21 protein-coding genes are annotated in these 22,112 nt (G+C 59.5%); 13 read left to right on the forward strand and 8 right to left on the reverse strand.

All coding sequences use genetic code 11. The annotated features are described in order from the left end of the window. Window positions 1–46 precede the first annotated feature (46 nt). Both ACZ89R_RS29245 and ACZ89R_RS29250 read left to right on the forward strand, forming a co-directional pair. On the forward strand, window positions 47–580 hold the full coding sequence (locus ACZ89R_RS29245; protein ID WP_429547306.1) for a cysteine hydrolase family protein: 534 nt from the start codon (window positions 47–49) through the stop codon (window positions 578–580). A 110-nt stretch (window positions 581–690) separates the two neighbouring features. Beyond that, window positions 691–1,713 carry a helix-turn-helix transcriptional regulator gene (locus ACZ89R_RS29250; protein ID WP_429547934.1) on the forward strand — a complete coding sequence of 341 codons (1,023 nt, stop codon included), beginning with the start codon at window positions 691–693 and terminating at the stop codon, window positions 1,711–1,713. A gap of 232 nt (window positions 1,714–1,945) precedes the next feature. Here ACZ89R_RS29250 and ACZ89R_RS29255 read toward each other — a convergent pair whose 3' ends face one another. Together ACZ89R_RS29255 and ACZ89R_RS29260 are read right to left on the reverse strand one after the other, a co-directional pair. Beyond that, window positions 1,946–2,302: a DUF6124 family protein gene (locus ACZ89R_RS29255; protein WP_429547305.1), complete on the reverse strand. Its 357-nt coding sequence runs from the start codon at window positions 2,300–2,302 to the stop codon at window positions 1,946–1,948. A 421-nt stretch (window positions 2,303–2,723) separates the two neighbouring features. Then, complete coding sequence (locus ACZ89R_RS29260; protein WP_429547304.1) at window positions 2,724–4,256, reverse strand: MFS transporter; 1,533 nt, start codon at window positions 4,254–4,256, stop codon at window positions 2,724–2,726. A 173-nt stretch (window positions 4,257–4,429) separates the two neighbouring features. Between ACZ89R_RS29260 and ACZ89R_RS29265 the strand changes: the two genes are divergently transcribed. From ACZ89R_RS29265 to ACZ89R_RS29285, 5 genes are all read left to right on the forward strand, one after another. Next, on the forward strand, window positions 4,430–5,317 hold the full coding sequence (locus ACZ89R_RS29265) for a LysR family transcriptional regulator (RefSeq protein WP_429547303.1): 888 nt from the start codon (window positions 4,430–4,432) through the stop codon (window positions 5,315–5,317). Window positions 5,318–5,606: 289 nt separating this feature from the next. Continuing rightward, complete coding sequence (locus ACZ89R_RS29270; RefSeq protein WP_429547302.1) at window positions 5,607–7,487, forward strand: amidohydrolase; 1,881 nt, start codon at window positions 5,607–5,609, stop codon at window positions 7,485–7,487. 18 nt (window positions 7,488–7,505) lie between these two features. Beyond that, window positions 7,506–9,248: an amidohydrolase gene (locus ACZ89R_RS29275; RefSeq protein WP_429547301.1), complete on the forward strand. Its 1,743-nt coding sequence runs from the start codon at window positions 7,506–7,508 to the stop codon at window positions 9,246–9,248. A gap of 110 nt (window positions 9,249–9,358) precedes the next feature. Further along, window positions 9,359–10,099, forward strand: a complete 741-nt coding sequence (locus tag ACZ89R_RS29280; RefSeq protein ID WP_429547300.1) for a TorF family putative porin — start codon at window positions 9,359–9,361, stop codon at window positions 10,097–10,099. A 119-nt stretch (window positions 10,100–10,218) separates the two neighbouring features. After that, the gene (locus ACZ89R_RS29285; protein ID WP_429547299.1) at window positions 10,219–10,872 is read left to right on the forward strand and encodes a peroxiredoxin; all 654 of its coding nucleotides are present in this window, start codon (window positions 10,219–10,221) and stop codon (window positions 10,870–10,872) included. A gap of 219 nt (window positions 10,873–11,091) precedes the next feature. On the opposite strand, the gene ACZ89R_RS29290 is transcribed toward ACZ89R_RS29285, so the two are convergent. Both ACZ89R_RS29290 and ACZ89R_RS29295 read right to left on the reverse strand, forming a co-directional pair. Then, the gene (locus ACZ89R_RS29290; protein WP_429547298.1) at window positions 11,092–11,589 is read right to left on the reverse strand and encodes a heme-degrading domain-containing protein; all 498 of its coding nucleotides are present in this window, start codon (window positions 11,587–11,589) and stop codon (window positions 11,092–11,094) included. 10 nt (window positions 11,590–11,599) lie between these two features. After that, window positions 11,600–12,601, reverse strand: a complete 1,002-nt coding sequence (locus ACZ89R_RS29295) for a LacI family DNA-binding transcriptional regulator (RefSeq protein ID WP_429547297.1) — start codon at window positions 12,599–12,601, stop codon at window positions 11,600–11,602. A 201-nt stretch (window positions 12,602–12,802) separates the two neighbouring features. Between ACZ89R_RS29295 and ACZ89R_RS29300 the strand changes: the two genes are divergently transcribed. The 3 genes from ACZ89R_RS29300 to ACZ89R_RS29310 are packed head-to-tail and all read left to right on the forward strand — an operon-like array spanning window position 12,803 to window position 16,352. After that, entirely contained in the window at window positions 12,803–13,969 is a 1,167-nt protein-coding gene (locus ACZ89R_RS29300) for a Gfo/Idh/MocA family protein (RefSeq protein ID WP_429547296.1), read from the forward strand. Continuing rightward, window positions 13,966–15,069: a sugar phosphate isomerase/epimerase family protein gene (locus tag ACZ89R_RS29305; RefSeq protein WP_429547295.1), complete on the forward strand. Its 1,104-nt coding sequence runs from the start codon at window positions 13,966–13,968 to the stop codon at window positions 15,067–15,069. Before ACZ89R_RS29300 ends, ACZ89R_RS29305 begins: the two co-directional genes overlap by 4 nt. A gap of 50 nt (window positions 15,070–15,119) precedes the next feature. Then, a complete protein-coding gene (locus ACZ89R_RS29310) occupies window positions 15,120–16,352 on the forward strand; it encodes a nucleoside permease (RefSeq protein WP_429547294.1) in 1,233 nt (410 codons plus the stop codon). A gap of 220 nt (window positions 16,353–16,572) precedes the next feature. On the opposite strand, the gene ACZ89R_RS29315 is transcribed toward ACZ89R_RS29310, so the two are convergent. Next, window positions 16,573–17,433, reverse strand: a complete 861-nt coding sequence (locus tag ACZ89R_RS29315) for a CAP domain-containing protein (protein ID WP_429547293.1) — start codon at window positions 17,431–17,433, stop codon at window positions 16,573–16,575. A 253-nt stretch (window positions 17,434–17,686) separates the two neighbouring features. Between ACZ89R_RS29315 and ACZ89R_RS29320 the strand changes: the two genes are divergently transcribed. The 3 genes from ACZ89R_RS29320 (at window position 17,687) to ACZ89R_RS29330 (ending at window position 20,083) form a co-directional block, all read left to right on the forward strand. Then, window positions 17,687–18,499: an AraC family transcriptional regulator gene (locus ACZ89R_RS29320; protein WP_429547292.1), complete on the forward strand. Its 813-nt coding sequence runs from the start codon at window positions 17,687–17,689 to the stop codon at window positions 18,497–18,499. 90 nt (window positions 18,500–18,589) lie between these two features. Next, window positions 18,590–18,976 (forward strand): cupin domain-containing protein, encoded by a 387-nt coding sequence (locus tag ACZ89R_RS29325; protein WP_429547291.1) that lies wholly within the window; start codon window positions 18,590–18,592, stop codon window positions 18,974–18,976. A 285-nt stretch (window positions 18,977–19,261) separates the two neighbouring features. Further along, window positions 19,262–20,083, forward strand: coding sequence for a MinD/ParA family protein (locus ACZ89R_RS29330; RefSeq protein WP_008008512.1), 822 nt, complete (start codon window positions 19,262–19,264; stop codon window positions 20,081–20,083). 200 nt (window positions 20,084–20,283) lie between these two features. Here the strand turns inward: ACZ89R_RS29330 and ACZ89R_RS29335 are convergent, their stop codons facing one another. The 3 genes from ACZ89R_RS29335 to ACZ89R_RS29345 are packed head-to-tail and all read right to left on the reverse strand — an operon-like array spanning window position 20,284 to window position 21,950. Continuing rightward, window positions 20,284–20,769, reverse strand: a complete 486-nt coding sequence (locus tag ACZ89R_RS29335) for an adenosine-specific kinase (protein WP_123493857.1) — start codon at window positions 20,767–20,769, stop codon at window positions 20,284–20,286. A 47-nt stretch (window positions 20,770–20,816) separates the two neighbouring features. Beyond that, window positions 20,817–21,320: an SLATT domain-containing protein gene (locus ACZ89R_RS29340; protein ID WP_123493859.1), complete on the reverse strand. Its 504-nt coding sequence runs from the start codon at window positions 21,318–21,320 to the stop codon at window positions 20,817–20,819. Between the two features lie 57 nt (window positions 21,321–21,377). Then, window positions 21,378–21,950, reverse strand: coding sequence for a thioesterase family protein (locus ACZ89R_RS29345; protein ID WP_429547290.1), 573 nt, complete (start codon window positions 21,948–21,950; stop codon window positions 21,378–21,380). Window positions 21,951–22,112 lie beyond the last annotated feature (162 nt).

Consider the following 22,112-nt stretch of genomic DNA (forward strand, 5'->3'; position numbering starts at 1 on the left):
GGAGTTGAATTGCATCGTTTTACCGACCTATCTAAGGAAGGAAGCCATGAGCACCGCACTCCTGATCATCGATGTCCAACGCGCGCTGTGCACCGGCGAGTATGAATGCTTCGACATCCAGCGCGTCATCGACACCATCAACGACCTCAGCACCAAAGCCCGGGCAACCAACATCCCGGTGATCCTGATCCAGCACGAAGAAGAGGGCGACCTGCTGCAATACGGCAGCGAAGGCTGGCAACTGGCCGACGGTCTGAAGACTTCACCCCAGGACCTGCGGCTGCGCAAAACCACCCCGGATTCGTTTTACCAGACCCACTTGCATGAACAGCTGCAAGAGCGGGACGCCGACCGCCTGATCATCTGCGGCCTGCAAACCGACTACTGCATCAACGCCACCGTTCGCCAGGCGCATCAATTGGGCTACGACGTCGTGCTGGTGGCCGACGCCCATTCCACCATCGACAACGGCACGATGAGCGCCGAAGACATCATCGCCGAACACAACAAGGATCTGGCACACCTGACCGGCTCCGTGGCGCGGATCGATGTGATGCCGGCCAGCGAAATCAATATCTGACAACCGCCAGCCCCGTGGCGGGCGAGCTTGCGCGCCCGGGGCTGGACGCAATCGCTACGCCTATGGCATGTTCAAAAAAAATACGCCATGTAGCGAACAGGATCAGAGCGATGGAGGAGGGTGATGAGGTCGGCGCCAAGGCGTCGATGGCAACGCTGCAAGCGTTCAACCTTTGTGTATTGCACCTGGGGCGTCTTGCCCGAGATCGCGGTTCGTCCCGCTTCATCACCGACGGCCTGCAGGCGTTCAGCCAACTGGTGCCCTTCGCTTCGGCCTGGTGGGGCGAGATGTCTGCGCCGGGCGTCGATGTTTCGACCAGAAACTGGATGCACGGGCGAATCAATCTGCCCGAGTCGTTTACCGCCGAGTGGCACACGTGTGCGCGCAATGACAAATTCTCCGATGACACCATGAGTCGACCCGGTGAGGTTGTGCGCGACAGCGGCTTCACCGACCCCAATGAAGAAGTAAATGTATTCGCTCGGCGCCACGATCTCTACTACCTGATGTGCATCACCTTTGAGTTACCCGAAAGCGGCTTGATGTTCTTCGTCTGCCTCTACCGAGGTATTGATGCCTGGGCTTTCAACGACAATGAGGCCGATCTGTTTTCGGCCTTCTGCGACCATCTGTTGCAGCTGTGGCGATTCCAGGTGCAGGACATGATCCGCTTCGACACGGGCAACGGGGCGTCTGATTTTGGCGTCGCGCGCATGGACGGCAGCTTGCTGTACGTGGGAGCAACGCTGTGTGCAGCCATTGAACGTGAGCTACCCGGCTGGAACGGTTCAATGCTTCCCGCGCAGGTGATCGCGCAACTGCCAAAGGCGCCCTGCGTCATGCGCCTGGGCCGCTGCGCCCTGACACTGAGCCCAAACGCCGAGCACGTCATCCTGTCGCTCGAAGCCCAGTCGCGCGGGGCGATGCTGGCGCCACGGGAGCGAACGGCAGCGATGCTGTTCGCCGCCGGCCATTCCTACAAGGAAATTGCCAAAATCCTGGAGTTGAGTCCCGCGACAGTGCGCACCTACCTGCGTAACTGCTACCTGCAACTGGGCGTGAAGAGCAAGGTGGAACTGGGATCGGTGCTGCGCTCAGCGACCTCGCTTGCGGATGCGCCGCGCCCCTTGTAGGAGCGCAATGCTGTTCACTTAAGAACGTCTTGAGTCAGTGAGAAACCTGTGGCGAGGGAGCTTGCTCCCGCTTGAGTGCGTAGCACTCACAAAAATCGGCGATTGTTATCAGATTTTGGGGCCGCTACGCAGCCCAGCGCGAGCAAGCTCGCTCGCCACAAAGGTAAGCATTACTGAAGCGTCTCGCTTAAGTGAACAGCCTCGCTCCTACAGAGGAATGGAGCTCACAGTTCTAAGGCGTAGCAATTTTATCCAGCACCCGGTTCGCGGCGATCTCTGCCACCATGATGCTGTTCGAAATGCCCAGCAGGGCGTAGCGCGACTCACCCTCCAGATGATCCACCAACTGATGGACCATCACATCGACCGAGGCCAGTGTCTCGACCAAAACAACCGCGAGTGTTTCGGCCGTGGCCTGTGGGGCCACGGAAAACATAGTGCTGGGTGTACGCGCGGTGGCTTTGATGTCGGCATTCGACGGGAAGTGGAAGTTCAGAGCCCGCTCGGCGGCCTCATTGAGCTTTTTTGAATCGGGTTCGTATGGGGATATCGGATCGGCGTCTGGCGGGTTTGGCGTTACCTTGAACATATTTACGTCTCCAACAATATGGAGCCATCACCGAATCGCTGCTAAACGAAGGTGGCAGCTGTGTGCAGGTTAGCAGACCGGCAGAGACGAATCCGGCGCGCCCGAGGGCGCCCTGCGCACAGCTACCATAAAGTGCAGGCATGAAATGACCTGACTGTCTGGATGCAAATGCGCTTCGTCACGACGGGCTGCTAAACCCGATCACTGATGGGCAGTGACAGGAATCAAGTTACCGAGCGGGTCCAAGGCGCACAAGCCGGCGGATTCTGGTGCAGCCGTAGGCAACGGCGCAAGGTTTTGTAGCTTTCAGGAAGTAACTTTGAGGTCTTTTAAACAAGCTTCTTCGGTGAGTGTTGAATGTGCTGCGGGCGAGCCCGATGCCGTGTGCGGTCGGGGGGCTGAGAGCCTGTCCCAATCGGATTCATGCCGCTGCTCCCACTTCTTCATGCGCCCGCGATCGACCCAGCAAGGCGAACACCAGCAACGCAGTCAGTGCCGAAGATGCGGCCAGGACGTACAAGACCCAACGGAATGCCTGGTCATAGGTCGCCAGCAGCAAGGCGCGCTCTCCGCTGACAAGGGCACTGGCCTGCGCCAGATCGCCGAGCGCGGCGCGATTGGCGGCCTCGATCACAACGGCTGGATCGACCGCGGCCAAGGTGCCGAGCAACCCGCCCTGAATCAAGAACGCCAGCAGCGCGCCCGCCACCGCGATGGCAATCCCGTCGGCCGAAACACGCACGCAGTTGAAGATGCCCGTCGCCATGCCTGCACGTTCTTTCTCCACCACGCTCACGGCCATGCCATCCATCAGCCCCCAAGGCAGACCAATGCCTGCGCCGATCAGCGCCAGTGGCGCTACCAGCGCAGGGCCGGCCCCGCCGGACAACACCTGGCCCACCCAGACCAGTCCGGCCGCCACCAGCAGCAGCCCGACGCCAGACAGCAAGTCGGAGGTGAACCAGCGCGACAACAACGAGGCAAGGAACGGCACGACCAGCAGCGGCGCTGCCAAGGCGATCATCATTTGGCCCGCTTCCAATGCGCTCAGTCCGTCGATGCCGATGAAGCGGCCCGGCAGCATCACGATCAGTGTGACAAAGAAGAAGGCCGGCGATGCGGCCAACACCTGCACGCCGACGAAGCGGCCACTGCCGAACAACGACAGGTCGAGCATCGGGCGCGCGACGCGGCGTTCGATGCGTACGAATGCGATGAACAATACGACTGAGGCCAACAGCGTGCCGAGCACCGAAGCGCTGCGCCAGCCTTCTTCCGGCGCCAGCAGGATGCCGTAGGTGAACAAGGTCAGCGCGGCGGTGAAGCTGAGGGCGCCGGGCCAGTCCAGGCCGGTAGAGTCTGGGTCTCGGGACTCCGTGGCGCTGACCCATACCAGCAGGAAACCGGCCACCCCGATCAGCGCCGTCGCCAGGAACACCCAGCGCCAGCCCGCCACCTCCACCAGCCAGCCTGCCGCCAGTGGCCCGAAGGCCAGGCCGATGCCAAACGTGGTGCCGAGCAGGCTGAACACACGTGTGCGGATCGGGCCGTGGAAGGTCTGCGCCAGCGAGGACATGGCGCCCGCGAAGGCGGCTGCGCCGCCCAGCCCTTGCGCAAGGCGCAGCCCGTCGATCCAGCCGACCGTCGGCGCAAGGGGGATTAAGAACGTCATCAGTACGAATAGCGCCAGGCCGACCAGCCACACGCGCTTGCGGCCATAGGTGTCGGTCAGGCTGCCGGCCGCCATCATGGCGCTGCCGTAGGTCAGGATGTAGCCGTTGACCACCCAGTTCAGTTGCACCGCCGTCCCGCCTAGTTCCTGACTGATGGACGGCAGCACGACGGCCGGCCCAGTGAAGCACAGCGGGATCAGGATGCCGGTAAGGCAGGCGGCAAGCAGTTGCAGCCAGTCGCGTCCGGTGGTACCGCTTGTGGCGGTCAGGGCTTGTGTCATGGGAAACATCCGCAAAGATTCAGTAGAGGGTCAGGCAGACGTCAAAGCCGTATCTCGAAAGCCAAGACAGCCGCATCCAACCTGTGCAGCCATCAGCGTAAGTGCGGGCTCGATTAAGAAAAATGGGCTAAGGTTCCGAACATATCGGACAAATTTTCTTAGAGCGGTGAAGAATGGACTCTCTCAACGGCATCGCGTTCTTCGTGCAGGCGGCCGAAGCCCGCAGCTTTTCGGAGGCCGGGCGCGTGCTCGGCATCTCGTCTTCCGCCGTGGGCAAAAGCGTGGCCCGGCTGGAGGAGCGGCTGGGCGTGCGCCTCCTCCATCGCAGCACGCGCAGCATCACGCTGACCTCCGAGGGCACACTGTTCCTGGAGCGTTGCCGGCGCATCCTTTGCGAGGTCGAGGCGGCCAAGCTTGAGTTGTTGGTAACTCGTCAGGCACCCCAAGGGAAGCTGCGCGTGAGCCTGCCGCTGGCCAGTGGCTTGGTCATGCCGGCGCTGACGGCCTTCATGCACCGCTACCCCGCTATCGAACTGGACGTGGATTTCTCGGATCGGTTGGTCGATGTAATCGAGGACGGATTCGATGCCGTCATTCGCACCGGAGAACCGACTGATTCCCGGTTGATGTCCCGTGCACTGGGCACCTTCAAGCTGTTGTTAGTTGCCTCGCCCCGGTACTTCGCCGCGCGCGGCACTCCGTGCGTGCCCGCCGACCTGAAGGACCACGCCTGCCTGCAACACAAGTTCCCGAGTACCGGCAAGTTCGAGTCATGGCCCTTGCGCAGGCCGGAGGGCGAGGCAGAACCGGTCCTCTTGGCCTCGATGGTGTGCAACACCACCGAGGCCTTGTTTCATGTTGCCCGCGATGGCCTTGGAATCGCCTGCCTGCCGGATTTCATGGTGCACGATGCTATCGCTGCCGGCGAACTGGTGAGAGTGCTGGACGACTACAACTATCATCAGGGCACCTTCCGCATGCTCTGGCCGTCGAGCAAGCACCTGGCGCCGAAGCTGCGTGCGTTCATCGACTTCATGGGCGCGGAGCTTTTCAAAACCTGATAAAGGCTTACGCCCGATCGAGCTGGCCGATGGCGAGCAAGGCGTCATCGAGTTCAGCGGCGTGTCAGGCCACATCAACGTTGAATGTGCCGCCGTCTTCGCGAGCAAGCCCGCTCCCACAGGTTCCGCCGCTACACCCGATCGGACCCCTGTCATTTAATTGCCTCACCCCTCCTCATTTGTAGAGGTCCATCCGACGCCCGCGCCCTATAGGGTATGCCTGCATATCAGAGGCTTGCGGTCGTCTGTTCGGGCTACTTCCAAAACTATAAAAATAGAGGTGAGGCAGTTGAAATTTTCCAGGCTGTTTATCGCCGTTGCGTCGACAACGGCATTTTCCTGCATGGCGCTGGTGGGGTGTCAGACACAGGGTTCGACGCCGGCTGACATGGTGATGCGCAACGGCTATGTCTACACCGTCAATGGCAAGAATTCCGTGCAACAGGCGATCGCCGTCACGGGCGGGAAGATCGTCTATGTCGGCAGCGATGAAGGCGTTGCTTCGTACATCGGCACGCAGACACAGCTGATTGATCTGGCGGGACGCATGTTGATGCCCGGCTTTGTCGATGCGCACATGCATCCGGGGGACGGCGGTCGCGCCATGACGTTGTGCGACCTGAAATACCAGACGATGACTCGCAAGGTTTTCCAGGAAACCATTCAGGCGTGTCTGGATGCCGGCAAGGGCAAGGGCAAGGGCAAGGGCCCCGATGTCTGGCTCGAAGTGGGCAGCTGGGACCGCATGGGCATGGCCGGGCTTGACGGCGATCCCGACAAATCGACGCTGGATGCGCTCAAGACCAATCGCCCGATTCAAGTCCGTTCCACCGACTTCCATACCGTGCTGACAAACTCCCGTGGCCTGGCGGTGGCTGGCATCAACAAGCACACGGCCAATCCCGGCGATGGCAAGTATGTGCGTGACAGCGCCGGTAACCCGACCGGTATCTGCGAAGACGGTGCCGCCGATGCCATGGCCGCCGTGGTGCCGCCAGCCAGCGACGCAGAAAAACTCAACCAGACCCGCGCGGCGCTCGACGCCATGCGCCAGCAAGGCATCACCAGTTTCTTCGATGCCTTGTCGGGGCCTGAAAATGGCAAAGCGTTTACCTCCCTGCAACAGTCGGGCGAGTTGACCGCACGGGCCTTGCTGGCGATCAAACTCGACCCTGCCGCCGCCGCTGCAGCCCCGGCGAAAACCATTGCCGAGGCCAAGGCATTGGCCAACACCTACGACCAGGGCGAAGCCAAAGTCGCGCCGGGCGTGAGCATGCGTCACGTCAAATTGTTCATGGACGGCATCATCAACGCTCCAGCGGATACCGGAGCAATGTTGACGCCTTACCTGCGCAATGCCGGCACCGATGCCGCGCCCAAGTGGACGCCTGGCAAGAATACCGGTGAGCTGTACTACCCGCCGCAAGTGCTCAATCCGCTGCTGTTGCAAGCGGTGCAGGCCGGCCTCGACCCGCACCTTCACGCCACCGGGGACCGAGCGGTGCGTGACTCGTTGAACGGTATCGAATACGTGCGCCAGCAACTGCCGGGCAATGGTTTTCGTCCGGCCATTACTCACGCCGAGTCGGTGGACCCCGCAGACTATGCACGCTTCAAGGTGCTCGATGTGACCGCCAACATGTCGTTCCAGTGGGCCCAGCAGGCGCCGTCCACGGTCGACGGCACCAGCGATCATCTCGGCCCGACGCGTTTTGCCCGCATGGAGCCATCGGGCAGCATCAGCCGCGCGGGTGGCCGGGTTACTTATGGCAGCGACTGGCCCGTCGACCCGCTCGATGAATTCCTGGCGCTGAAGATCGGTGTCACCCGTTCAGGCGACCCGCTGAACCCGCACAGCTATGGCCCCAAGTATGCGGGCAGGTTGAATGCCGACCCGGCGCTGTCGCGTACTGACGTGCTGCGCACCATCACCATGAACGCCGCCGAGCAACTGAAACTGGACGCTGTCGTCGGTTCGGTCGAGGTTGGAAAGTTCGCCGACTTGATCGTGCTGGACAAGAACTTCATGCAGGTGCCGGAGAATGAGCTGGGCCGAAACGAAGTACTGCTGACGGTGGTCGGCGGCAAGGTCGTGTGGGCCAAGGCGCCGTTCGTTGGACTTGATCCGAAGGCATTGTCACAAGCGTCCACATCCCGAATCGCCCGATAAAAACAAGAGAGTGTTCCGATGCGACTATTCATTCCCAACCTGTTGACCGCAGCCCTGGCCCTTTCCTCGGCGCAGGCCATGGCCGCTGCTGATCTTGTGCTGTTCAACGGCAAGGTCTTTACCGCCGAACCCGGTCAAGCACTGGTTCAGGCCGTGGCGGTGCAAGACGGCAAGATTCTAAAAGTGGGCAGCGATGCCGAGATCAACGCCTTGGCCGATGCCCAGACGCAACGAATCGATCTGGCGGGCAAAGTACTGATGCCTGGAATGATTGATACCCATAGTCACCCGGTCGTCGCGGCCTTCAACAGTCAGGGGGCCAACCTGCTGGATGAAGTAAAGCCGTTGCCGGAACTTGAGCAATGGGTGATCGAGCAGGATGAAGCGGGGCGGGCACGGGCCGGTGATGTGATCAGCATTGCCGGGGTGAGTTCGGCCTATTGGGAGAAAAGCCGCGAGCTCGGCCAGCGCTTCAATCAGGGACGCTGGGCGGACCAACCGGTGGTCCTCAGCGGGATTGACGGGCATACCGGCTGGGCCAACAACGCGATGCTCAAGCGTCTGAAGATCGACGCGGCATTGGTAAAAGGTCTGTCGGAACAGGATCGCAGTTTCGTAGGGCACGAAGCGGACTTCTCTCCCAATGGTTATTTTGCCGAGTCGCGCTGGGACAAGATACGCAGTCAGATCCCCGCGCCCGGCAAAGAGGTCATGCTCAAGGCTGCCCGCGAGGCGGTGAAGGTCAATAATCAATATGGCGTTACCGCCTGGATGGACGCGGCAGCGAATGCCGGAAGTGGCGATTCGCTGCTCGATTTCCAGGCCACCGAGCAGAGTTACGGTGTTCTACCGCTTTACCGCGAACTGGCGCAGAAGGGCGAACTCAATGCCCACGTCGCGGCGCTGCTGCTGGCCAACCCAAAAAGCCGGCCGGCCGATCTGGAAGTGCTGGCCAAGGTGATGAAGAAATTCGAGGGCGTGCCCAACCTGAGCTTTCCTGGCATCAAGGTTTTCGCTGACGGCGTTCTGGAGTTTCCGGGGCAGACGGCAGCGGTGATTGTTCCGTTTACGAACAGTCAAAAAAACGGTCAGTTGCTGATCGACCCGGCGCACTTTGGTGAATTGGTGGTCGCGGCGGAGAAGCGTGACTGGATTGTGCATACGCATGCGGTCGGCGACCGTGCCGTACGTGAGTCACTCAATGGTTTTGAATACGCGCGCAAACTCAACCCGACACCGATGGCCCACAGCATTACCCACCTGCAACTGGTCAATCCAAAGGAGTTCCCGCGCTTCAAGCAACTTGGCGTGATCGCTTCCATGCAGCTGTTGTGGGCTACCGGCGAGTCTTACACGGTGGAATTGGTTAAGCCGTATATCAGCGCGTTCGCTTACGGTTACCAGTATCCCGCCGGGTCCTTGCATAACGCCGGTGCGGTCATCGCCGGTGGCAGTGACTGGCCGGTGTCCAGCCCCAACCCGTGGAATGCCATCGCCCAGGCCAGCACTCGCAAAGGGCCGCTGGGTGTATTGAATGCCAAAGAAAGCATTGATCGCCAGACCATGTTCTACGCCTACACCCTCAATGCCGCCAAAGCCCTGCGGCTGGAGCAACAGATTGGTTCGCTGGCGCCCGGCAAGCAGGCCGATCTGATCATCCTCGACCGCGATGTGTTCAAGGTCAGCGACGACGAACTGTTCGACACCAAGGTCCTGAAGACTTTCTTCGCTGGCAAGCAGGTTTACGCGCCCGCGTCCTGACGACTACCCGCCGGCAGTACCGAAAAAATGCTCCTGCTCCTCGTATTGCGAGGGGCAGGGCAAAGCCGTGCCCGACATCACCCGCTGATCCATAAAAATAAGAGACTTGTATGAACGTACGCTCAGCATTGACCCTTGCCAGCCTTGTATTGGCTCCCCTGACCAGCCAGGCACTGACGCTTGACGATAATTTCAGCCTGGACATGACTCTGGGCGTTTTCAGTGACTACCGTTCGCGTGGCATTTCGCAAACCCTGGGGGATCCGGCGGTTCAGGCCGGCGCCACGCTGGTGCACAGCAGCGGCTTGTACATTGGCGCCTGGACCTCGAATGTCGATTTCGGCAGCCCCTACAAAACCCGGCAGGAACTCGAGTACTACGCGGGCTACTACTGGCAGGCGAGCGAAGCAATCAGTCTGGATCTGGGGTACCTCAAGTACGACTATCCAAAGGAAGGCCAATTCAACATGAGTGAGGTCTACGCCATCCTTGACGTTTATGGCGTGAAGCTCGGCGCCAACTACTCAAACGATACGCCGAACTTCTTTGGCGAGGACCAGGACACCCTCTACACCTACCTCAGCTACAAAATCGAATTGCCGGCCGAGCTCGGCCTGGACCTGCGCGTGGGGCGCAACGATGTCAAAGACCCGGCTTTCTGGTCCGACAACGGTGAAAGTCGCGATGCCTACACCGAGTGGGAGGCCAAACTGACCCGTGATTTCGTGGGTGTGACCTGGGGCCTCAGCTACATCGATACCGACCTGTCGAAAAGCGAATGCGCGAGCTGGTACGGCTATGGCGATCTGTGCACGGCCACCGTGGTCGCCAGTGCCAGCAAGGCCTTCTAAGCCCGTGTGTTCAAGCGTCTCCTATACTGATCCGCGTTGACAGGTTCAACGCAGATCCTGAATGCCGTTGGAGCAGCAGCCAGCGGCTTCCCTACGACTCAACAGTAAGGAGAACGAACATGGCAATCCGTATTGGCGACGAAGCACCGGACTTTACCGTCGAAAGCACCGAAGGCCCGCTGCATTTCCACGAGTGGATAGGCGACAAGTGGGCGATTCTGTTTTCGCACCCCAAGGATTTCACCCCGGTGTGCACTACTGAGCTCGGCTACATGGCAGGGCTCAAGCCGGAGTTCGATAAACGCAACACCAAGATCGTCGGGCTCAGCGTCGACCCTGTCAGTAATCACCAGACCTGGGCCAAAGACATCGAAGAGACCCAGGGGCATGCGGTCAACTATCCGATGATCGGTGACGAGAACCTGGTGGTGGCGAAGCTCTACGACATGATTCATCCGAATGCCAGTGGCGGCGCACGGACTGCCGTGGACAACGCTACGGTGCGGTCAGTGTTCATTATCGGCCCGGACAAAAAGGTCAAGGCGATGCTGATCTACCCGATGAGTGCCGGGCGCAACTTCGATGAAGTGCTGCGTCTGCTTGATTCTCTGCAATTGAACGCCAAGCACACCGTCGCCACCCCGGTGAACTGGCGCCCGGGCGAGGATGTGATTATTCCCACTTGGGTCTCCGACGAGGACGCCAGGAAGAAATATCCGGATGGCTTCAAAACGCTGAAACCTTATTTGCGCACGGTGGCGCAACCGAAGTAACCGATCCGTCCAGTCAGTTGAGCGTGATACTGAACTTGTGGCGAGGGAGCTTGCTCCCGTTGGACTGCGAAGCAGTCCCCCTCTTTTTGGGGATAAGGGGGGCCGCTTCGCGACCCAGCGGGAGCAAGCTCCCTCGCCACAGGTTACTCATCGCTTGTTCTATCTCTTAACTGACTGGCATTAGAGCAAGCCCGCTCCCACAACCCGCGTGCGGCGGGGCTACTCATCCTCAAGCGCAAGTTCGCTCGGGTCGACCCCACACATCTGGGCCAACACCTGAACCACCAAAGCATGATCCTCACGCTGGGGCAGCCCTGAAACGGTGACGGCGCCAATGCATCCCACGCCTTTGACCGATATCGGGAAGCTGCCGCCATGATCGGCGTAATCACGCAGGGGCAACCCCATCAAACCTTCGAGTGAGTCGCCCTGAAGCGCAAAGGACCGGCCTACGCGGTATGAGCTGAGTTCCATCAGTTCCACGACATTTCGCTTGCGTCGTGCCCAGTCGGCATTGCTGGCGGAGGTTCCTGGCATCGAGTAGAAAAACACCGTGTCCCGCGCCAGCCTGACCTCAATTGTGGCGGACACGCCTTGCTCCTCGCAGGCGGTTTTCAAACGGGTGCCCAAGTCCCAGGCCGTCGCTTTATCGAAGCGCTCAAACTTCAGGGTTTCTTCCTGGAGTGCGATGCGTTGCAGGTCGGTTTTGATGTCCATGGTTTCTCCCTCATCCCTTTCGGGCGGTCGTACTGTTACGCACGGTTAATGTGAACGGCAGCACCACATGGCGGTCCGGGATGGGCTTTTTTTCGATGAGGGCGATCAGCATTTCAACGGCCTTTTGGCCAAAGATTTCGGCGGGTTGCGCGATGGTCGTCAACGCGGGATCACAGTAGGCCGCGAACGGAATGTCATCGAAACCGACCAACGAAATATCTTCGGGGACCCGCAAACCCTGTTGTTTGATGCGCTTCAATGCACCGATCGCCATTTCATCATTTTCGCAAAAGAACGCGGTTGGACGGTCGGGCAGTTCCAGCAGCATTCCCGCGCCATCAAAACCGGCCTTCAACGTGAAGTCCCCGTGGCAGATCAATTGCGCGTCCGGGGCGATACCGGCCTGGAGTAATGCATCCTGATAACCGGCCACTCGGTCGCGTGTGAGCGGGCTGCTTTTCGGGCCTTTGATCAGGCCGATCCGGCGATGGCCCAGATCGATCAGATGCTCCGTCATGGCCTTGGCCGCTGCCCGGTTGTCGAGGCTGATGGTCGGATGCCGCCCGCCTTGAATCACCTCGCAGGCGTTGACCAAGGGCGGTGATTCGCCATGGGGGAAGGGCGATTCAAAAGGGTCGTAGGCGCGCAACTGAATCACGCCGTCGGCCTGGTGGGCGTACGCCAGCTCGGCAAATTCCCGTTCGATTTCCTCGCGGCCCTGGGTGTCGCACAGCAGCAGTCGGTATCCGGCCGCCTGCGCCGCCTGTTGGGCACCGCTGATCACCCGTGCGAAAAACGTGTTGGCGATGGCCGGGACCAGAATCACCAGGTTGCCGGTTCTGCGCGAACGAAACTGCACGGCCATGAGGTTCGGCCGGTAGCCGGCCTGTTCCACGGCTGCATTGACCTTGTCCCGGGTTTCGGGGAGTACGCGCTCGGGCGACTTCAGCGTTCTGGATACGGTGGCCACCGAGACGCCGGCCAGCCGGGCTACTTCACGGATATTGGACAAGACGACCTCGTTATCGAACCGACAGATGCAAACGTGGCCGGCGAGCTTACCGCAGTCCGGCCGTGCGCTGAAATGAGCTTCATTTTTAATCCCGGGTTTGACACTGGAAGTAACTGAGCCTAAATTTCCGGCATGATGTAACCGGTTACATCATAGTCAAACCTGGAGCGTTAATCCGCCCCGAACAAGAGAAAATTCGCGATGAATGGTGCAATGGCAAAAATAAGAATGGGGTTTGTCGGCGGCGGCGAGGGCGCCTTCATCGGCAAAGCCCACCGCCAGGCCGCCGGCCTCGATGGTCGTTTTGAACTGGTATGCGGTGCATTCAGCCGAGACGCCCGCAACAATCATGACACCGGCGCCGCGCTGGGATTGTCCGCCTCACGCTGCTACAGCGACTGGCAACAGATGCTGGCCAGCGAGCGCGCACTGCCTGCCGACCAGCGCATGGAGTTGTTGGTCATCGTCACGCCCAATCACTTGCACGCGCCGATTGCCAGCCAGGCCCTGAGCGCGGGTTTTCATGTGTTCAGCGAAAAGCCCGCGGCACTGAATCTGTCTGAACTGCTGGCGCTCAAGGCCGTGGTGAAAAGCAGCGATCGTCTCTATGGGCTAGCCCACACGTATCTGGGTTACCCGATGGTCTGGCAGGCGCGCAAGATGGTGCGTACCGGCGTGATCGGCGCAGTGCGCAAGGTCATCGTCGAGTACCCGCAGGGCTGGCTGAGCCGGGATGTGGCCGGGCAGGGCAACAAGCAGGCGAGTTGGCGCGATCAGCCCGAGCAGTCCGGGTTGGGCGGCTGCATTGGCGACATCGGCACCCATGCCTTTTCACTGGCCGAATTCGTCGCGGACCAACCCATCGAACAGGTGTGCGCAACCTTGGGTTCGCACATTGCCGGGCGGCAACTGGACGATGACGCGGCGATGCTATTCAAGATGGCCGCCGGGGCCAGCGGGGTGTTGATCGCCAGCCAGGTCTGCGCCGGCGAAGAGAACCCGTTGAAGATCCGCGTCTATGGCGACAAAGGCGGGCTGGAGTGGCGTCAGGAAGAGCCCGCGAGCCTGATCCATCGCTCCCTCGATCAACCATTGAGCATCCTTCGTTCCGGTGTCGGCCAGCCCTGGTTATGCGACGCCGCCAGCCAGCGCATGCGTTTGCCTGCCGGGCATCCCGAAGGTTATCTCGAGGCCATGGCCAATCTCTATGGTGATTTCGCCACCGCGATCCGCGGCAACATTGAAGGCAACGATGCCCCCGGCGTGCCGGGAATCGACGTCGGGTTGCGGGGCATGGCGTTCATCGAGGCGGTGGTCGCCAATCATCGCGGCGACGCGAAGTGGACCCCACTGGTCTGCAACCCATGAATCCGGAGAACCCTCCCGTGAACCACACCTCCCCAACACCGACAGGCCTGCGCGGCCCGGGTATTTTCCTCGCGCAGTTCATGTCCGCCGAAGCGCCCTTCGACACGCTCGCCAACATTGCTCATTGGGCTGCAGCGCAGGGTTACAAAGCCATTCAATTGCCGACCTTGGGCACGCAATACATCGACCTGGCGCGCGCCGCCGACAGTCAGGATTACTGTGACGAGTTGAAAGCCGTCTGCGCCCAGGCAGGAGTCGAAATCAGCGAACTGTCGACGCATCTGCAGGGCCAACTGGTGGCGGTGCATCCGGCGTTCGATACGTTGTTCGATGACTTTGCCCCCGAGCATCTGCGCGGTCAGCCTCAGGCCCGCACCGAGTGGGCCATCGATCAGCTGAAGCTCGCCGCGCGCGCCAGCCAGCGCTTGGGGCTGAAGGCGCACGCGACGTTTTCCGGTGCGTTGCTCTGGCCTTACGTCTACCCGTGGCCGCAACGCCCGAGCGGTCTGGTCGAGCAGGGATTTGCCGAACTGGCCAGGCGCTGGTTGCCGATCCTCGATTGTTTCGAACAGGCCGGTGTCGACCTCTGCTACGAGATCCATCCCGGTGAAGACCTGCACGACGGTGCCTCGTTCGAGCGTTTCCTTGAGGCCGTCGATCACCATCCGCGCGCCGCGATCCTCTACGACCCGAGCCACCTGCTGCTTCAGCAAATGGACTATCTGGGCTTCATCGATCGCTACCACGAGCGCATCCGCATGTTCCACGTCAAGGACGCCGAGTTCCGGCCCGATGCCCGTTCGGGTGTCTACGGCGGTTATCAAGGTTGGGTCGAGCGGCCTGGCCGCTTCCGTTCTTTGGGCGATGGGCAGATCGATTTCAAATCGATTTTCAGCAAGTTAACGCAGTACGACTTTGCCGGCTGGGCGGTTCTGGAATGGGAGTGTTGCCTGAAGGATTCGCAGCAGGGCGCCGCAGAAGGCGCGGCGTTCATCCGGCAGCACATGATCAGCAAAACCCGAAAGGCGTTTGACGATTTCGCCAGCGTGGCGTCCGACGAGCATTTCAATCGACGGTTATTGGGTTTACCCGACGCCTGAAAAATCTGTTGCCCCTCTCTCCAAAAAAAAACAATAAGACGGTGATTGATATGACCACGATGACTGCGCGATTAAGCGTAATGATGTTCTTGCAGTTCTTTATCTGGGGCGGATGGTTCGTGACCCTCGGCACCTTCCTCTCCAGTAATCTTGGGGCCAGTGGCGGGCAGATCGGCATGGCGTTCTCGACGCAGTCCTGGGGTGCGATCATCGCGCCTTTTGTGATCGGTCTGATTGCCGACCGCTACTTCAATGCCGAGCGCATCCTCGCGGTGTTGCATCTGATCGGCGCGGTGCTGCTGTTGCAACTCTATCGAGCGCCTGACTTCAGTGCGTTTTACCCGTTCGTGCTGGCCTACATGATGATCTACATGCCGACGCTGGCGTTGGTGAATTCGGTGGCGTTCCGGCAGATGCGCGACCCGGCCCTGGAGTTCTCGCGGATCAGAGTGTGGGGCACCATTGGCTGGATTGTGGCGGGCGTGGTGATCAGTTTTGTGTTTGCCTGGGATTCGCAACAAGCGATCTCATCCGGTGGCTTGCGCAACACGTTTCTGATGTCGGCCATTGCCTCCTTTGTACTTGGAATCTACAGCTTCAGTCTGCCGCGCACCGCGCCGCTCAAACCTGAACCAGGCAGTGTCGGCTTGAAGCAAATACTGGGGCTGGACGCCTTGGGTTTGTTGAAGGACCGCAGTTACCTGGTGTTCTTCATCGCGTCTATTCTGATCTGCATTCCATTGGCGTTTTATTACCAGAATGCCAACCCGTTCCTGGCGGAAATCGGCGTGACCAATCCAACCGCCAAGATGGCGATCGGGCAAGTCTCGGAAGTGCTGTTCATGTTGCTCCTGCCGCTGTTCATCCAGCGTTTCGGCATCAAGATCGCACTGCTGGTGGGAATGCTGGCGTGGGCATTGCGCTACCTGCTGTTCGCCTATGGCAACAACGGGGACCTCGCTTTCATGTTGTTCACCGGCATTGCCTTGCACGGCATCTGCTACGACTTCTTCTTTGTTTCGGGGCAGATCTACACCGATGCCAAAGCCTCGGAGCGTTTCAGAAGCTCCGCGCAAGGCTTGATCACCCTCGCGACGTACGGCGTGGGCATGCTGATTGGCTTTTGGGTGGCCGGGGCGGTCACCGATCACTATGCGTCGGCGGATAGTCATGACTGGAAAAGCATCTGGCTGTTCCCGGCAGGGTTTGCGCTGGCGATATTTTTCTGTTTTTCGCTGGCGTTCAAAGGGCGGCAACGCGTGGCGGTGCCGTCGAGTATTTGAATGATGCCCGAATACCGGCGGAACCTGTGGGAGCGGGCTTGCTCGCGAAAGCGATGTGTCAGACAACATCAATGTTGACTGTGCCGCCGTCTTCGCGGGCAAGCCCGCTCCCACAGTGGTCGGTGTTGTTCGCAAAGTTTGTGTACGTCGCCAATCTCTTTGTGGGAGCGGGCTTGCGATTAACCGACTGGCATTTTTGGGGTTATGGAACGCGCCTGATTCAAGGCGCACCAAACAACATCGTCCAATAAACACCTTTATCGCTGCGCGAATCGGCGGCATAGGCTGCGCCGACCTGGGTAAACATCGGGTTCATCAGGTTGGCGCAGTGCCCGGGGCTGGCCAGCCAGCTGGCCATCGCTTTGTTCGGTGAGCTTTGCCCGGCGGCGATGTTTTCGCCGATCTGCCGGCCTCGATAGCCGGCGGCTTTGGCCCGATCCAATGGCATATCACCGTCAGGATCGCGGTGGGCGAAGTAATTGCCGTAGGCCATTGCCTTGCTGTGGCCTTGCGCGGCGGCCCCCAGAGCGGCATTCCAGGTCAACGGTCGTGCGGCGGCGAAGCGCTGGCGCCCGCACAAGCGCGGCTTGGCCCGTGCCGCGTTGACCTGTGCCAGCAACGCCTTGCCCGCTGCTCGCGAATCACCGGCACGTCCGTCTAACACCGGTTGCGCCAGCACTATCTGCCATTCGCTACGGGAGCGAGTGACGCCGATGTCGGCGAACTGAGTATCAAGTAGCGCCCCGCAGTAGTCGCTCTCAAGCATGTCAAACGCCTCATCGGCATCTTGCGCGCCGACCACGCGAAGGGTGCGCACCGTCACCGCTTGATAGCCGTTGGCCTTCAAGGCACTTCGCAAACCGCCGCCATAGCCGACCGGCAAGGCCAGGTTCGATTTCAGCGACAACGGCCGCAACGGCTTGACCGTACGCCCCGCGCAGCGATCGGGATCGGCGCGGTAGTCGTTGATGACCTCCACCAGTTGCCGCTCCCCACTGGCATGGGCGGGGCTGGCGAGTAGCGGGAGCAAAGGCATCAGGCACAGCGAGATAAAGCGACAGCGGCGGACGGTTAGGGGCATGAACGGACAGCTCTGATGAGATGACGACGATAAGGGGACAGGAACGAGCAATGACCGTAGGAGCGCTTCGTTGGGTGAGCTTCTTTTACGGCACGGCTAAGACTGCGGGTCTGAAGACTGGTTCACGAGGGGAAGAGACAAATTTAGCACTGCCGCCGTGGGGGCTGATTCAGGCTTGCACGGGTCAGCCCGTCGGAGGACATCGGACACGCGGGCTGGTACCGTACTGACATCATTCAGGTGGTACAGGGACATGACGAAAGCCAGGGGTGACAAGGATTGGGTAAAGCGCTCGGCTCAGCCGTTGAAGATGGAGCGTATCGAAGCCTTTTTTGGCGGCCATGGGTTTACGCCGCATCGCCACGATACGTATGCCATCGGACGAACGCTGTCGGGTGTACAAAGCTTCCAGTACCGCAACACCAAGCGTCACAGCCTGCCCGGGAAAACCATCGTTTTGCATCCAGACGAGGTGCATGACGGTGAAGCCGGCACCGAAGCGGGTTTTCATTATCGGATGATCTACATCGAACCTGCTTTGATTCAGCAAGTATTAGGCGGCAAGCCCTTGCCCTTCATCGAGGGTGGTATATCCAACGACCCACGGCTTTATGCCGCGACCCAGGTGCTACTGCAAAACCTCGACGCTTGCATCGAGCCCCTGGAAGAAGACGATGCCATTTACGATCTCGCGCAGGCGCTGGATGTGACCTCGGGGCGCCGCGGGCGGCGCAAGTCGTTTGATTTTGTAGCGGCCGAACGCGCGCGTGCGCTGATTCATGAGTCGCTGGATCGAGTCATTACCCTGGAGGAGTTAGCGCAGGCCAGTGGTCGAGACCGCTGGAGCCTGAGCCGTGATTTTCGTGCGCTGTACGGTACTAGCCCCTATCGATACATGACTCAACGACGTCTCGATCTGGCAAGAGCACTGATGTTCGGCGGCTACTCGATGGCAGAGGCGGCCGTCTCCGCAGGCTTTTTCGATCAAAGCCACATGACGCGTCAGTTCACCCAGACCTACGGCGTCTCACCCGGTCGATGGATGAAAAGGCTGGGCCTTGTTTAAGGGCGCTCGACTTGCACAATCATGCAATACGCAGTGCTGATCTTCTCCTAAAGTCAGACCTCTATAACGTGTCTAGTGAGGGCGATTCAAATGCATTCCCAACCCGGCGTGACAACCTGCACCGCGATTAACTTTGCCGAGAAATTTGCTTTGTTCAGTGAGCAATGGGCGCCCAAAGTCATTGCCGAAATGAACGACTACCAGTTCAAGGTGGTGAAAATCGAAGGCGACTTTGTCTGGCATTCCCATGCCGACACCGATGAAACATTCATCGTCCTTGAGGGTGAGCTTCGCATTGATCTTCGACAGGGCGCCGTAGTGGTTCGGCAGGGAGAAATGTACGTCGTCCCCAAGGGCGTCGAACACAAGCCTTATGCTGAGCGAGAAGTGAAGATGTTACTGATCGAGCCGCGTGGCGTGCTGAATACCGGTGATCAGGACGGAGAAAGAACCGCAATCAATGATGTCTGGATTTAGACGTCTTGGTCGTTTCGTCATCTATGGGATGAGCAGGGCGCCTGAGAGTATGGCGCCAGTTCAGCCGCCTCTATCGGTACATCTGCCAGCAAGCATTCAGCAGCGCAGTGTCATTCTCTGAATCAACCCATTAGCGGCGTTTTCGTTGAAAAGGTTCGATGGCAGGTGGCGAAGTGCCTCTCGTCGGAAGACAACGCGGCTATTTCGCGCTTTTCAGCTATTCTTGCGGCATCTGGACGGTGGCCATGACGTACTGGCACACGATGCGCAAGGAAGGAAGACAAAATGGATGATGTGCATTGCGTGCAGGTTATCGCTGTAACTGGCGGTAAAGGTGGCGTGGGCAAGACAACGGTGGCAGTTAACCTTTCGCTGGCGCTGGCCAAAATGGGGCGGCGCGTCGTATTGCTGGACGCCGATCTGGGCCTGGCGAATATCGATATTCTGTTGGGGCTGACGCCGCGCTACACGCTGGCCGATGTCATCGAAGGGCGTTGCGAGCTGTCCGAGGCGCTGTTGCCTGGGCCTGGAGGCATTCGTGTTGCCCCGGCCTCTTCGGGCTTGCAGAGCATGATTCATCTGGAACCGGCGCAATACCGTGCGCTGATCCAGTCCTTTAGCGATATTGGCGACAAGCTGGATGTGCTGGTGATCGATACCGCCGCCGGTATCGGTGGCTCAGTGGTCAACTTCATCCGCGCGGCGCAGGAAGTGATGGTGGTCGTGTGCGATGAACCCACCTCAATCAGCGGCGCCTACGGGCTGATCAAGCTGCTCAACCTGAACTACGGTCTGCACCGTTTTCGGGTGTTGGTCAACATGACGGGCAGTCCGTCGGAAGGCCGCAATCTGTTTGCCAAGCTGGAAAAGATTACCGACATGTTCCTCGATGTCTCGCTGCAATACGTCGGCGCGATACCCAACGATGAATGTGCGCACAAAGCCGTGCAGAAGGGGCGTGCAGTGCTTGAAGCCTTTCCCCGTTCCAAATGCGCTCAAGCCTTCCAGGCCCTGGCTCACAACGTCGACACCTGGCCATTGCCCACTCATCCGAGAGGGCATGTTGAGTTTTTTGTTGAGCAACTTGTGCAGAATTCGGGCAGGTGAGGCGCAAGGCCTTGTCATGTTGTTCACTTAAGCGCTCATCAGTCATACCTGCCTTTGTGGCGAGCGAGCTTGCTCGCGTTGGGCTGCGCAGCGGCCCCAAAAATCTGACAACTATTGCCGATTTTTGTGAGTGCTACGCACTCAAGCGGGAGCAAGCTCCCTCGCCACAGGTTTCTCACTGACTCAAAACCAGCCTCAAATCACAACTTGTAGCCGATCTGCCGCAACAGGTTCTTGCGCCACAGAATGTCTTCATCACCTTCAATGTCTTTGGCACAGAAGCCATCCACCACGCCCAGAATCCCGCGTCCCTGTTCCGTCTCAGCGAGAATCACCTCGGTGGGATTGGCCGTTGCACAAAAAATACGGCACACCTCTGGCACCATTTTGACGGTGTTCAACACGTTCAGCGGATAGAAACCGTCGCCCAGGAAAATGATGAAGCTATGGCCTGCGGCAATGGCTTGCGCGTTTTTCTGCGCAAGTTCGATCATGGCGGTATCGGTGCCGGACCAGCGCACCAGGCATTTGCCGGAGGCTTCACAAAAGGCCACGCCAAACTGAATACCTGGCACGGCATTGACCAACGCTTCATGGATATCCTCGACGGACTTGATGAAATGCGTCTGGCCCAAAATGAAGTTCGTCGCTTCTGGCTTGTCGATTTTCAACGTGATGAGTTGCATGGCAAACGCCTCCTTTCACGATGCTGCGGGCCAGGTCTGGCCGTTGATCAAGCCGGGACGGTGTCTTGCCCCGCTGGCGGTGGCTCTGTGGAGACGCGAACATCCCCCAGTCTCCTTATCGTCGACTTGGGCAAGGTCGGCGCATCAAGCAGAATCGAATCAATGCGCTTGCGGATGTCAAAAACGATTGGGCCCAGGATCGCTTCGTCCTTGCCGCTGGCGATTTCGTCCTGAATCTCACGCGATATCGCCCCGAGTTTCTCGGCGGTGTCTTTGTGCCCGGCAGCCCGGGTGTCAAAGTTCAGGAAGGTCTGAACCGAACTCAACACCAGGGTCAGGAGTGACAGGACACCGGCTACGTATTGGAGCCACACGGGCGAGGAATCACTGATCGAGCCAAAGACGCTGGCGCTGACGATCGCCGACAGCACCACGCAGGGAATGCCCAGTTTCCAGCTGAATTTCTCGAAATCCCGGGCACTGATTTCATGTTCAATCTGCAACCGAACGATCATGCGATTCCATTTGGTCAGTAGCTCGAGCCGGCTCATGGTTGCAGTCCTTGGCAGGGGGATTCAGAGGAATATTAGCTTCTATTTGGCCGCCTGTTAGGGTTCGGAGACAGGATGAAGCTTAGGCGCCAGGCCTTCTTCCTCTCGGAGTTGGCGGCTCATATCGTCGCAGCTTTGCGACCAGGTTGTCAGCCACGGCGACATCTCGGGTGACTGTTCAGCCAATCCCAGCTCCCGGACAAACTCGGCAGGTGCGACCGTGCCTTTGGCCGCGCGGAACAGGCCCCGCATGATGACGACGCCAACTACCCGTCCTTTGCTCACGAAGCGGTGTTCCATAAAGCTCCACTTATCGTCCCAGCCGAGTATGCGGGTATGAATCTCAAACGATTCGAACAGCTTCAGCTCTCGACGAAACTTGCCCCAGGTATCCCCGACGATTGGCACCGCCTTGTGGCGCAGAGCTACGCGGTAGGCACCGCTGCGCAGGACGAAGTCCATGCGGCCTATGTCGGCCATAGTGAAATAACGGCCATTGGTGACGTGCCGGTTGAGGTCAAGATCGAGCGGCCAGACGCGCATGCGGATGACGGTAGTGGCCAGCCCATCAACCGGCTTGCGCCATGGGCGACGAAACAGCATCAGGAACAGTCGAAACCAGAGATTCATAAGGATGCCGAGGGTTGAGTAGATCGGTGCACTTTAGGGCGGGGACTGCGAGCGAGATAGGTGCACAAATGACTTTTTTCATGTGAAAAGCGCAATTGGATCATTCATGCGCTGGGGCAGTCATTTCAGCGGCTGCCCGCCAACCAGATATTCCGCTCAGGA

Source organism: Pseudomonas sp. TE3728 (assembly GCF_056279145.1).